Origin of the sequence: Oceanobacillus polygoni, from assembly GCF_008304605.1 — a bacterium.
GTDB classification, from domain to species: Bacteria; Bacillota; Bacilli; order Bacillales; family Amphibacillaceae; genus Oceanobacillus; species Oceanobacillus polygoni.
Genome location: NZ_PIJY01000010.1, coordinates 1 through 12,772, shown reverse-complemented (window position 1 = coordinate 12,772; position 12,772 = coordinate 1). Strand labels below are relative to the sequence as shown.

The 12,772-nt window shown below is 38.0% G+C and carries 12 protein-coding genes; 11 read left to right on the top strand and 1 reads right to left on the bottom strand.

Going from position 1 to position 12,772, the window contains the following annotated elements; genetic code table 11:
* Position 1: 1 nt before the first annotated feature.
* From glpK to F1560_RS03785, 11 genes are all read left to right on the top strand, one after another.
* A complete protein-coding gene (gene glpK / locus F1560_RS03835; protein ID WP_149473322.1) occupies positions 2–1,495 on the top strand; it encodes a glycerol kinase GlpK in 1,494 nt (497 codons plus the stop codon).
* A gap of 84 nt (positions 1,496–1,579) precedes the next feature.
* Positions 1,580–2,575: a dihydroxyacetone kinase subunit DhaK gene (gene dhaK, locus F1560_RS03830; RefSeq protein WP_149473321.1), complete on the top strand. Its 996-nt coding sequence runs from the start codon at positions 1,580–1,582 to the stop codon at positions 2,573–2,575.
* Between the two features lie 11 nt (positions 2,576–2,586).
* Positions 2,587–3,207, top strand: a complete 621-nt coding sequence (gene dhaL, locus F1560_RS03825; RefSeq protein WP_149473320.1) for a dihydroxyacetone kinase subunit DhaL — start codon at positions 2,587–2,589, stop codon at positions 3,205–3,207.
* A 2-nt stretch (positions 3,208–3,209) separates the two neighbouring features.
* Entirely contained in the window at positions 3,210–3,581 is a 372-nt protein-coding gene (gene dhaM / locus F1560_RS03820; RefSeq protein WP_149473319.1) for a dihydroxyacetone kinase phosphoryl donor subunit DhaM, read from the top strand.
* 218 nt (positions 3,582–3,799) lie between these two features.
* Positions 3,800–5,458: a glycerol-3-phosphate dehydrogenase/oxidase gene (locus tag F1560_RS03815; RefSeq protein WP_149473318.1), complete on the top strand. Its 1,659-nt coding sequence runs from the start codon at positions 3,800–3,802 to the stop codon at positions 5,456–5,458.
* 224 nt (positions 5,459–5,682) lie between these two features.
* Positions 5,683–6,678: a tetratricopeptide repeat protein gene (locus tag F1560_RS03810; protein ID WP_149473317.1), complete on the top strand. Its 996-nt coding sequence runs from the start codon at positions 5,683–5,685 to the stop codon at positions 6,676–6,678.
* Positions 6,679–6,784: 106 nt separating this feature from the next.
* Positions 6,785–7,738 (top strand): thioredoxin-disulfide reductase, encoded by a 954-nt coding sequence (gene trxB / locus F1560_RS03805; RefSeq protein WP_149473316.1) that lies wholly within the window; start codon positions 6,785–6,787, stop codon positions 7,736–7,738.
* Between the two features lie 465 nt (positions 7,739–8,203).
* Entirely contained in the window at positions 8,204–9,085 is an 882-nt protein-coding gene (gene rapZ, locus F1560_RS03800) for an RNase adapter RapZ (RefSeq protein ID WP_149473315.1), read from the top strand.
* A 1-nt stretch (position 9,086) separates the two neighbouring features.
* Positions 9,087–10,040, top strand: a complete 954-nt coding sequence (locus F1560_RS03795; RefSeq protein WP_149473314.1) for a gluconeogenesis factor YvcK family protein — start codon at positions 9,087–9,089, stop codon at positions 10,038–10,040.
* 85 nt (positions 10,041–10,125) lie between these two features.
* Positions 10,126–11,067 carry a DNA-binding protein WhiA gene (gene whiA, locus F1560_RS03790; RefSeq protein WP_149473313.1) on the top strand — a complete coding sequence of 314 codons (942 nt, stop codon included), beginning with the start codon at positions 10,126–10,128 and terminating at the stop codon, positions 11,065–11,067.
* 218 nt (positions 11,068–11,285) lie between these two features.
* On the top strand, positions 11,286–11,540 hold the full coding sequence (locus F1560_RS03785) for an HPr family phosphocarrier protein (protein ID WP_149473312.1): 255 nt from the start codon (positions 11,286–11,288) through the stop codon (positions 11,538–11,540).
* Positions 11,541–11,683: 143 nt separating this feature from the next.
* On the opposite strand, the gene clpP is transcribed toward F1560_RS03785, so the two are convergent.
* On the bottom strand, positions 11,684–12,274 hold the full coding sequence (gene clpP / locus F1560_RS03780) for an ATP-dependent Clp endopeptidase proteolytic subunit ClpP (RefSeq protein WP_149473311.1): 591 nt from the start codon (positions 12,272–12,274) through the stop codon (positions 11,684–11,686).
* Positions 12,275–12,772: the final 498 nt, after the last annotated feature.

Here is a 12,772-nt window from a genome sequence, read left to right as displayed (position 1 = left end):
AATGACTGAACAATTCATTTTATCATTGGATCAAGGTACAACAAGTTCGCGGGCAATTTTATTTAATCATAAGGGAGAAATTGTGGAAACTGCTCAACGAGAATTTGAACAATTCTTTCCGAAGCCTGGCTGGGTGGAGCATGATGCTAATGAAATATGGACTTCTGTACTTGCCTGTATAGCTGATGTATTGCGTAAAGCCGATATTAATCCGGATCAGGTTGCTGGTATCGGGATTACGAACCAACGAGAGACAGCGGTCGTATGGGACAAATTGACAGGAAAGCCTGTTTATAAGGCAATCGTCTGGCAATCACGCCAAACAGAAGCTATTTGCAGAGAATTAAAAGAGCAAGGACATGAAGAATTAATTCGTGATAAAACAGGTTTATTAATTGATCCTTATTTTTCTGGAACAAAAGTGAAATGGATTTTAGATAATGTGGAAGGTGCAAGGGAAAAAGCAGAAGCTGGTAATCTATTATTTGGGACTATAGATAGTTGGTTGGTGTATAAACTTTCTGGAGGAGCAGCACATATTACGGATTATTCCAATGCATCCAGAACATTGCTTTTTAATATTTATGATCTTAAATGGGATGATGAATTATTAGAGATTTTGACAGTTCCGAAGTCGATGCTTCCCGAAGTTCGCCAGTCATCAGAAGTTTATGCAAAAACGGTTGGCTATCACTTCTTTGGTCATGAAATTCCAATTGCAGGTATTGCAGGTGATCAGCAAGCAGCACTCTTTGGTCAGGCTTGCTTTGAAAAGGGAATGGCGAAAAATACGTATGGTACGGGTTGTTTTATGCTCATGAATACTGGAGAAAAAGCAGTAAAGTCAGAGCATGGGTTATTGACAACCTTAGCATGGGGTGTTGATGGGAAAGTAGAATATGCGTTGGAAGGAAGTATCTTTGTTGCTGGTTCTGCAATTCAATGGCTGCGTGATGGATTGAAACTAATTGAATCGAGCCCAGATAGTGAAGTATTTGCAACACAAGTAGATTCTACAGATGGTGTTTATATGGTTCCTGCGTTTGTAGGCTTAGGGACGCCTTATTGGGATAGTGATGCAAGAGGTGCCGTTTTCGGTCTTACACGCGGTACGACAAAAGAGCATTTTATTCGAGCAACATTGGAATCACTAGCATATCAAACGAAGGATGTGCTTGATGCAATGATTGCAGATTCAGATATTGATTTAAAAACATTACGAGTTGATGGCGGTGCGGTCAAAAATGATTTCTTAATGCAATTCCAAAGTGATGTGCTTGGCGTTTCTGTAGAACGTCCTGTTGTACAGGAAACAACAGCTTTAGGAGCGGCTTATCTAGCAGGTCTTGCTGTTGGTTTTTGGCAAGACAAGGATGAAATCAAAGAGCAATGGTTAAATGATCGGACATTTGAAGATAACATGGATGAAGAAAGAAGGAATGAACTTTACGCAGGATGGAAAAAGGCGGTAGAAGCTACGAGATCATTTAAATAATAAAGCTTAAAAGAGATCAATTTTCATAACAGAATTTGATCTCTTTTTATAAAACATATAGATGGACGAGGAGGCAAGGTTGAGATGAAGAAAATTATGAATGATCCGAATCGCGTTGTTCAAGATATGCTTGCAGGGATGATTGCCGCTTATCCGAATGAATTAAAGCAAATTCCCGCTACGACTGCAATTACGAGAAGCGAAGCTCCCGTATCAGGTAAAGTAGGCTTAGTGAGTGGTGGGGGAAGTGGACACGAACCAGCACATGCTGGTTATGTAGGTAAGGGAATGCTTGATGCCGCTGTAGTTGGCGAAGTATTTACATCTCCTACTCCGGATCAGATCTATGAAGCTATAAAAGCTGTTGACGGTGGGAAAGGTGTATTTTTAATTATTAAGAACTACACGGGAGATGTACTTAATTTTGAAATGGCCATGGAGTTAGCTGAAGCCGAAGGTATACAAGTAGACAAGGTTATCGTCAATGATGATGTGGCGGTGGAGGATAGCTCATTTACAATAGGAAGAAGGGGAATAGCGGGAACGGTTTTTGTTCACAAAATTGCGGGTGCTATTGCAGAACAAGGTGCTACACTGGAAGAAGTAAAGACAGTTGCTGAAAAAGTCGTAAATCAAACGCGCTCTATGGGGATGGCTTTAACTCCATGCACTGTACCAGCTGCCGGTAAACCAAGCTTCCATCTTGAAGAAAATGAAATGGAAATCGGAATTGGTATTCATGGTGAAGCTGGAATCGAAAGGAAGCCAATAACGACAGCGGATGAAATCGCCTCGGAATTAACGGAAAAGATTTTAACAGATATGGATTTAAATAACAATGAAGAAGTAGCTGTTATGGTCAATGGGTTAGGATCTACACCGGAAATGGAACTGTATATTGTAAATAAAAAAGTTAATCAACTATTAACTGAAAAGGGTATACACATTTATAAAACGTTTGTTGGTGAATATATGACAGCATTGGAAATGACAGGTTGTTCTGTTACATTGTTGAAATTGGACGATGAATTAAAAACCTTGCTAGATGCAACGTCAGAAGCACCAGCATTTCGTAATTGAGGAGGTACACGGTGGAACTTCATGTAAAGGATATAATTCAGTGGCTTGAAAAAACAAATGAGAAAATACAGCTAAATAAAGATTATTTAACTGCATTAGACCAAGCAGTCGGAGATAGTGACCATGGCATTAATATGTCACGAGGATTTCACGAAGTTGTAAACCAAGTCAAAACAAAGGATTACACCACGGTTTCCGATGTATTAAAGGATACAGCAATGATTTTAATGTCCAAAGTTGGCGGTGCTTCTGGACCATTGTTTGGTACTGCTTTTCTTCGGTTTTCAATGGGGGTAAAAGGAATAGATCCAATTAATCAGGATGCATTTACAAAGGGTTTGGAAGATGCACTTGCCGGCATTATGCAACGCGGAAAAGCAACTACAGGAGAAAAGACGATGGTCGATGTATGGTCTCCAGTTGTGAATTATTTCAAAGTAACAACTAATGTTCAAGCAGACGAGGTTACTCAAACCGCTAAACAAGCGATGGAACAAACAAAAGAAATAATGGCTACGAAAGGGAGAGCGTCCTATTTTAAAGAAAAATCGATTGGACATATTGACCCTGGTGCCGCATCTTCATTTTATATTTTTGAGGCATTGTCAGAAGTGATCAAGGGGGAAGGCTAAAGATGGATCGTGTCGGTATTGTTTTAATTTCTCATAGTTCAAAAATTGCAGAAGGTTTAAAGGAGCTTATTTCACAAGTAATCACGAATATTCCAGTTATAACAGCAGGTGGCACGGAAGAAAATGATATTGGTACAAGTATCGATAAGATTATGGAGGCCATACATCGTGCTGATTATGGAAAGGGAGTAATTCTGTTTTACGATATAGGAAGTGCGAAGATGAATGCGGAAATGGCGATTGAAATGGCAGAACCTGCTGAGGTAATGCTATCGGAAGCACCATTAGTGGAAGGTGCATATGTTGGAGCAGTGGAATCTGGCATGGGGAAAAGTTTGCAAGAAGTTTATGATGCTGTAGAGAAAGCGTTTTAACTATTTTTTAGATGGATAGCTAATTACTGTACATGGCAGTTTGAATATGCTATGATGTAATTAAGTTAATACGTATTGGACGGAGAAATGGAGAACCGCAAACGACTAGTGCAAAGATGCATTAGTATGTTTGCGGTTCTTTTTATTTTCTCACATGAACGTTCAGTTAAAAGGGTATAGCTAGCTAGAATAACAGAAGTTTCAAGGGAGAGGATAAAATGACATTATTTTCAAGCTATAATAGAAACGAAGTGCTGAATAAATTAGAACGTGAAGCCCTAGATGTACTTGTGATTGGCGGAGGGATAACTGGTGCTGGAATTGCACTAGATGCAATTATTAGGGGAATGAAAACAGGTTTAGTGGAGATGCAGGATTTTGCTGCTGGGACTTCCAGCCGGTCAACAAAGCTTGTCCATGGTGGTTTGCGTTATTTGCAGCAGTTTGAGATAAAAATGGTTGCAGATGTAGGGAAAGAGCGTGCTGTTGTTTATGAAAATGGTCCACATGTCACAACACCAGAATGGATGATGCTCCCATTTCATAAAGGGAGCACACTGGGGCCGTTTACAAGTAATATCGGATTAAGAGTGTATGATTTCCTTGCAAGTGTAAAAAAAACAGAACGACGAAAAATGTTAAGCAGAGAGCAGGCATTACAGAAAGAGCCGCTTTTAAAAAGGGAAGGTTTAAAAGGAGCAGGCTTTTATGTGGAGTATAAAACAGATGACGCAAGACTGACGATGGAAGTCGTGAAAAAGGCTGTTGAGCATGGTGTACAGGCAATTAACTATGCAAAGGTGACTGATTTTATTTATGACAAATCAAAAGTAGTTGGAGTTGTTGTTGAAGACCAATTAAATGGAAAAACATCTAAAATATTCGCAAAAAAAATCATTAGTGCTACTGGACCCTGGGTTGATGAAGTTCGGGAAATGGATGGTTCCAAGCAAGGGAAATCCTTGCATTTAACAAAAGGCGTGCATCTCGTATTTTCACAGGAGGTCTTTCCACTGCAGCAAGCGGTTTATTTTGACACGCCCGATGGTCGAATGATTTTCGCAATTCCACGTGATAACAAGACGTATGTTGGAACAACCGATACGACATACAGTGGATCAATTGCTCATCCACTCGTAACCGCAGAAGATCGGGATTACTTGCTAGATGCCATTGCATATATGTTTCCATCGACGAAAATAAAAGCGGAGCAAATTGAGTCAAGTTGGGCAGGACTAAGACCACTTATCGCGGAAGAAGGAGCTACTAGTCCAAGTGAAATATCACGTAAGGATGAAATATTTATATCTGAAACAGGATTAATTTCAATGGCAGGCGGCAAGCTGACAGGTTATCGAAAAATGGCTAAAGAAGCAGTAGATTTAATTGCAGATCAATTTAAACAAGAAGAGGGGCTGCTTTATTCTGCTAGTGAGACAAAACATCTTCCGATTTCCGGTGGAGATGTCGGTGGATCTAGTGGATTCCAGGAATTTAAAAAGAATAAGTTGGAAGAAGGATTGCAATTAGGGATGGAAGAAGGAGCGGCTAAAAAACTGATTGCAAGGTATGGTTCGAATGTAGATATTCTTTTCCAAGCTTATCAAAACAACAAAAAACTAGCAGAGCAAGAAGGAATCGATCCAATCGTATTGGTTGAATTGAACTATGCAATTGATTTTGAAATGACCTATAAACCGGTAGACTTTTTTGTAAGACGTACCGGAGCTTTATTTTTTGATATCGACTGGGTTGAACTACACAAGCAGCCGGTGATCGACTATATGGCAAAAAGTTTTAAATGGAATGCGGAGCAGAAAGAGAATTATACCGAAGAACTGAATGTGATACTTCATGAGGCTGTAACTGCAATGTAATAATAGGAATAGCATAAAAAAAGTCAACCTCAGTTGGCTTTTTTTATATTCGGAAGCATTGGACTTTTAAACGTAAAAAAACAATACGCATATAAAATAACCACTTTATTCGACATTCTTTTTAAAATGGTACAAATTAGTTCCAGTTTTCTTCCAATCTTGTAGGAATAGCACTCGATCTATGGTATAATCTTGTCGGATGTTGCGAATTTAGGGGGAGACCTATGCACGTGAAGAAAAATAAGGAAATGAAATCGAATAAGATCATCCCTTTTATTCCAGAAGGAGAATTTTATTTTACGAAAGGTGTAGAGGCTTTTCAAAAAAGAAAGTTCGATGTAGCGATAAAATGGTTGAAAAAAGCGATTGAGCAAAATCCTGATGAAGCCTTATATAAATGCCAGATGTCGATTATATATACAGAAACTGGTGCGTACCATACAGCAAATCAACTACTAACCAATGTTTTACAATCAAGTGACTATATTGATTGTTATTATTTGATAGCTAACAATTATGCACATCTTGGACTATTAAATGATGCAAAAAAATATGCGAATTCTTATTTGGAAAGAGAACCAAATGGAGAGTTTAGCGAAGAAGCAAAAAGCTTAATCGAAGTGCTTGATATCGAAGACGATGAAGATGATGAAGATTGGTTTTTTGAGGATGAAGATGAGCTATTAATTTTACAGGAGACAGTGTTTTATCATATGGAAAATAAGGAATGGGATAAAGCAATGCCCCTTCTTGAAGAAATGAAGCTCCTTTTTCCGGAATATACAATGGCACAGCATGATTATACACAGGCGTTGTTTTTCACTGGAAAACAAGAGGAAGCTGTACAACTAGAGTTAGATATGTTAAAGGATGATCCAAATGCGTTGTATAGTCACATAAATCTGGCCTTATTTTATTATGAAATGAATGAGAAACAGAAATATGAAAAACATATACATGTATTAAATAACATATATCCAATTCATGAACAGCAGAAGCTACGAATAGCGGTTACCTTTTCAAGAACCGGAAATCACGAAGAGGCTTTCGCACGTTTTCGTTCGTTAATAAAAGAAAAAGTGAAGAATCATCTTTCCTATTATAAATGGTACAGTGTGTCCGCATATCAAACTGGTGATCCAGGCAAAGCACTGGCACTATGGGAAGAAGGTTGTAAGAAACATCCGACACTCTCGCAAGAAGATGGACCATGGAGTTAGCGACAACAGATAAATAACTTTTCTTGAGCAGAAAGATAGACGAGAGTTGCAGGATTTTATACACTGAATATGGTAAAAATATATATAAATCGAAGGGGCGATTTTAATGTCCGAAGAACGTATGTATGATGTGATTATCGCGGGAGCGGGGCCAGCAGGAATGACTGCTGCAGTTTATGCATCCCGTGCAAACTTAGATACATTGATGCTAGAGCGAGGTATACCTGGGGGACAAATGGCGAATACCGAAGATGTGGAAAACTATCCGGGTTATGATCATATCTTAGGACCAGATTTATCGAATAAGATGTTTGAACATGCCAAGAAATTTGGTGCTGAATATGCTTATGGCGATATTAAAGAAGTTATTGATCATGGGGATTATAAAACAATTATCACAAGTAACAAAGAGTTTCAAACGCGATCCATTATTATTGCAACTGGAGCACAGTACAAGAAATTAGGTATTGAAGGCGAAGAAGAGCTCGGAGGACGCGGTGTGTCCTATTGTGCTGTGTGTGATGGAGCTTTCTTTAAACAAAAAGATCTCGTTGTTATTGGCGGCGGAGACTCAGCAGTTGAAGAAGGAATCTATTTGACTCGATTCGCTGATAAAGTGACGATTATTCACCGTCGTGATGAACTCCGCGCACAGAAAATTATTCAAGAACGCGCATTTGATAATGAAAAAATTGATTTCATTTGGGATACTGTCGTAAATACAATCAATGGTCCTGATGGGAAGGTAAGCAGTGTAACCTTAGAAAATAAAAAAACTGGTGAAGTGAAAGAATTTGCGGCTGAGGGTGTGTTTGTCTATATTGGAATGGTCCCGCTTAGTGAGCCGTTTAAATCACTTGGTATTACAAATGATGAAGGTTATATTCCAACAAATGAAAATATGGAAACGAAGCTCCCGGGAATTTTTGCTGCGGGCGATATTCGTGAAAAAACACTTCGACAAATTGTGACAGCTACTGGTGATGGGAGTATTGCAGCAGAAGCCGCAATTAAGTATATTGAGGATCTTGCGGAAACGTTAAAAGCAGCAAATAAATAATAAATATGTAAAAAAATTTACCAATAGTAACTGCTTCTTAATGGTGTTGTAATACATTCGCAACATAAATGGGGTACACTATAAATAACTAATTGACCCCCTTTTAATAGATAAATTAGTTCATTGCACAGGTGTATGTCACCTGTGTTTTTTTTTGAGCCAAGGTTTGTCCATTTTTGACAGATAAGGAAGAATAAACTTACTTATCTGCATAAGTGCAACTAAGGCATTCACCGAAAAGCTTGGTGAATACCAAGTTTTCTAATCAAAAATGCTCTTTTTTCATTTCCTTGTTGGAAAGCTTTCGTTCATAGTATAATGGAAATGATAGCTTGAATAAAAAAGTTAGTTAATCATGAATGTAAGATATTGACCTCAGCATATCTTAGTATAGATGGAATACAAAAGGAACAGTAATCGCAGAACCAAACATCCTTTTATGATGTATAAGAAGGAGAGAGCAAAATGAATATCGAACAAGAAACGAACATGGTTATTATTACTGGTATGTCTGGAGCTGGAAAAACAGTAGCAATACAGAGTTTTGAAGACTTGGGGTACTATTGCGTAGATAACCTTCCACCTGCTCTGTTGCCAAAGTTTTTAGATCTGATGAAGGATTCCGCGAACAACATTCGTAAAGTAGCATTAGTAATGGATTTAAGAGGTCGTGAATTTTTTGATTCGTTATTTGAAGCTTTAGATGTTCTTGGTCAAGAGGAATGGCTAAATGAGCATATCCTATTTTTAGATGCGAAGGATGAAGCGCTTGTTTCACGTTATAAAGAAACGAGACGATCACACCCACTTGCGACAGGTGGACTTCCTTTAAACGGAATTACAAAAGAACGTGAAATTCTGGATGAACTCCGAGGTAGGGCACAGCGTATTATTGATACAACGAACCTAAAGCCGAGGGACCTTCGTGAGAAAATCCTAAAAGTCTATTCGGAAGAAAAGCAGGAGATTTTTTCCGTCCATTTCCTATCCTTTGGATTTAAGTATGGTCTTCCAATTGATGCGGACCTGGTATTTGATGTACGGTTTTTACCGAATCCCCATTATGTCGCTAACCTGCAACCATTGACAGGGCTGAATCAAGATGTGGCTTCCTATGTTTTTAAATGGTCGGATACGCAGAAATTTAACGACAAAGTACTAGACTTGTTAAAATTTATGCTTCCGCAATATAAAAAAGAGGGGAAATCGCAGCTTGTTGTAGCAATCGGGTGTACTGGAGGACAGCATCGTTCTGTGGCATTAGCTGAGTTTTTTGCAAAAGAGCTCTCTATCGGTCATATTACGCATGTCAGCCATCGGGATATTGATAAAAGAAAGGGACATTAACATGAATAATCAAACACTCCCCAGAGTAGTCGCTATCGGTGGTGGAACAGGCATGCCGGTTTTATTAAGAGGACTTAAAGATTTGCCTATAGAGCTTACAGCACTCGTAACGGTTGCTGATGATGGAGGCAGTAGTGGTCGCTTAAGAAATGAGATGGCAATACCAGCACCTGGAGATATTCGAAATGTAATTGCAGCATTATCGGATGCTGAGCCAATGCTGCTTGAATTATTTCAACATCGATTCGCAGAGGGGAATGGTCTATCTGGACACTCCTTAGGTAATCTTCTACTTGCTGCAATGACTTCTGTCACAGGTAATTTTAATACCGGAATAAAGGAAATATCACGCGTTTTGAATGTGAAAGGAAAGATTTATCCAATATCCAATGATAACATGTCTTTACATGCAGAAATGACGGATGGAACAATTGTTTCTGGAGAATCAAATATTCCACTTTCGAATAAACGTATTAAGCGTGTTTTTTTAAGCCCACAACCAATTAAGCCACTTCCGAATGCAGTTAGAGCGATTGAGGCGGCGGACTTAGTCGTCATCTCACCAGGGAGCTTATATACAAGTATTATGCCCAATTTAATCATTCCCCAGGTAAAAGAATCACTCAAGGAAACGAAGGCGAAAGTTGTTTATGTTTGTAATGTCATGACTCAATTCGGTGAAACCACTGGCTATGCTGCTTCTGATCATGTGCAAGCAATTACGGATCATATTGGAGAAGGATGTATTGACGCGATTGTCGTACATAATGAGCCAATTGAAAAGTCGATTCAGGCTGTTTATGCAGAAGAAAATGCGGCACCAGTTATCTATGATACTGAACGATTGATTGATATGGGAGTTGGAATCATAGAAGGGGATATCATCGATCATTCACAAGCTACTGTCCGGCATGATAATACGAAAATTGCAAAGTTATTATATTCAATCTTATAAGTGTTCAAAAGAAGGAACGGGCTTTTTGAACAACCACTACAAAAAGAATAACTCATATTTATGAGGAATGGTAAGGGGGGGTAGCATGTCCTTTGCTTCGGAAATTAAAAAGGAATTAACAACAATGGAAGTTGAAGAATGTTGTCAAATTGCAGAGCTTGCAGCTTTGATTCGAATGAATGGAGTTGTTTCACTATCCAGATATGGCTATTCACTTGATGTACAAACAGAAAATGCAGCTATTGCAAGAAGAATATATACATTAATTAAGTCTAGTTATTCACTACCAGTGGAGCTACTGGTCCGTAAAAAGATGAAATTGAAGAAAAATAATGTATATATCGTACGGATGAAGGATGATGTCGAACCATTTTTGGAAGACTTAGATATTATCCATGAACCTTATAAGGTCGTTCGCACAATTTCTAAAAAATATCTGGAAAGCGAATGCTGTCGAAGGTCCTATTTACGTGGTGCATTTCTTGCAGGCGGTTCGATTAACAATCCAGAAACTTCATCCTATCATCTTGAAATCTCTAATTTCTATCAAGAGCATAATAATGCATTATGTGAATTATTAAATGCTTTTGATTTGCGTGCTCGTACATTAGAGAGAAAGAATGGATTTATCGTCTATATTAAAGAAGCTGAAAAGATTACGGAGTTTTTAAGTATCATTGGTGCGCATAATGCACTTTTTAAATTTGAGGATGTCCGAATCGTAAGAGATATGCGAAACTCTGTCAATCGATTAGTTAATTGTGAAACAGCAAACTTAAATAAAACAATTGGAGCAGCATTCAGGCAAATTGAAAATATAAAGCTAATCGAGAAAACAGTTGGCTTGGATCAATTGCCTGAAAAATTGCAGGAAATCGCAAAGCTTCGTGTTCAACATGAGGATGTATCCTTAAAGGAATTAGGAGAGTTGGTAACCAGTGGGAAGATTTCCAAATCTGGAGTGAACCATCGTTTGAAAAAGATTGATGATTTCGCAGCTAAAATACGACGTGGTGAAACGGTTTAAAGAAATCGTCATTAAATTAGTACATTTGTTTCACTATTCATGTTATAATACTGATAATTCAAAGGATTACCGTTTAATCAAAAAAAGACAGACTTTTTTCACAAGCAGATAGAAAAGTTTAAAACTTTCCTATCTGCATAAATAATAAAATACAGCGAAGGTAATTTCTGTCATGATAGCATATGATAGCGTTTTCTAAAATGAGGAGGATGGATGATTTGATAGAAAGGTCGGTTAAAGTTGAATTAGAGACAGGGTTGCAGGCTAGGCCGGCAGCACAATTTGTACAGGAAGCTAATCGCTATTCTGCAAATTTATTTTTAGAGAAAGACGGAAAGAAAGTAAATGCAAAAAGTATTATGGGGCTGATGAGCCTTGCTATTACAAAGGGCGAAGATATTGTATTAATTGGTGATGGCGCCGATGAGCAGATGGCTGTAGATCATCTCGTTTCATTTGTTGCAAAACCTTAAAGAAAGATCTGACTAAAGAAGGGTTGTACATAGACCTAAAAGAGACAGATTTTTTCGATATAAAGCATATGGATTAACTGTTATGTGTAAAATGTAAAAGAGCCTACGAGAAAATTATTCTCGTAGGCTCAAGTTATTGGTGCTTATTTTTCTTCTTTACGCTCTAAGATTTTGTCAATTAAACCATATTCTACAGATGCTGTTGCTGTCATAAAGTTATCACGCTCTGTATCACGCTCGATAACTTCTAGTGGTTGACCAGTTTTTTCAGCCATAATTTCATTCATTCTACGCTTAATTTCAATAATACGTTTCGCATGAATTTCAATATCTGTTGCTTGCCCTTGGGTTCCGCCCAGAGGTTGGTGAATCATAATTTCACTATTCGGTAATGCATAGCGTTTCCCTTTTTCACCAGCAGTAAGTAAGAATGCACCCATTGATGCTGCCATACCGATACAAATTGTAGATACATCAGGCTTGATAAAATTCATCGTATCGTAAATCGCCATTCCAGCTGTAATGGATCCACCTGGTGAGTTGATGTATAATGAAATATCTTTGTCTGGATCTTCAGCTTCAAGGAAAAGCAACTGGGCTACGATTGAGTTAGCCACATTGTCGTCAATTCCACTTCCTAGTAAAATAATGCGGTCTTTAAGTAAACGTGAGTAAATATCATATGCGCGCTCTCCACGGTTGGTTTGTTCAATAACTGTAGGTACTAAATTCATTGTAAATCCTCCTTTAGTCTGTTACTTCGTACACCCACTTAAAGCTGTTCAAAAAGTCCGGTGAAAATGAAACATCGAGAACAGTAGACATTCGACTAACTGCCAGCCTCGATCCTTTTCATCCATCTTATTGAATGTGCATTTTATGGATATAATTTCATAATAGCTGAATGGTCAATAAAGGTCAAACAAAAAGAGCGTATTTTATTAAAAAATCTATCCTCCATGATACCCTTATTTATGCATTATAAACGTTTTTGCTAAAGTTAAGTAATTCGAAGGAGCTTCTGAATGCTCTATGAATCAACTCTCTAATTCTTTAACGGAATCGTCTGTTATCTAATCCTGTTTCAAGTCTTTAAAAAGTGTTTCGATTTGATCATGGAAGGTGATGATTTCGTTTAATCGTTTGGTTATTGTAACTGATAAAGTAAAATATACAGTTTCCGATAAATAAAAAGGAACACTTATTAAGCTGATAATGATCTTTGGTAGTTT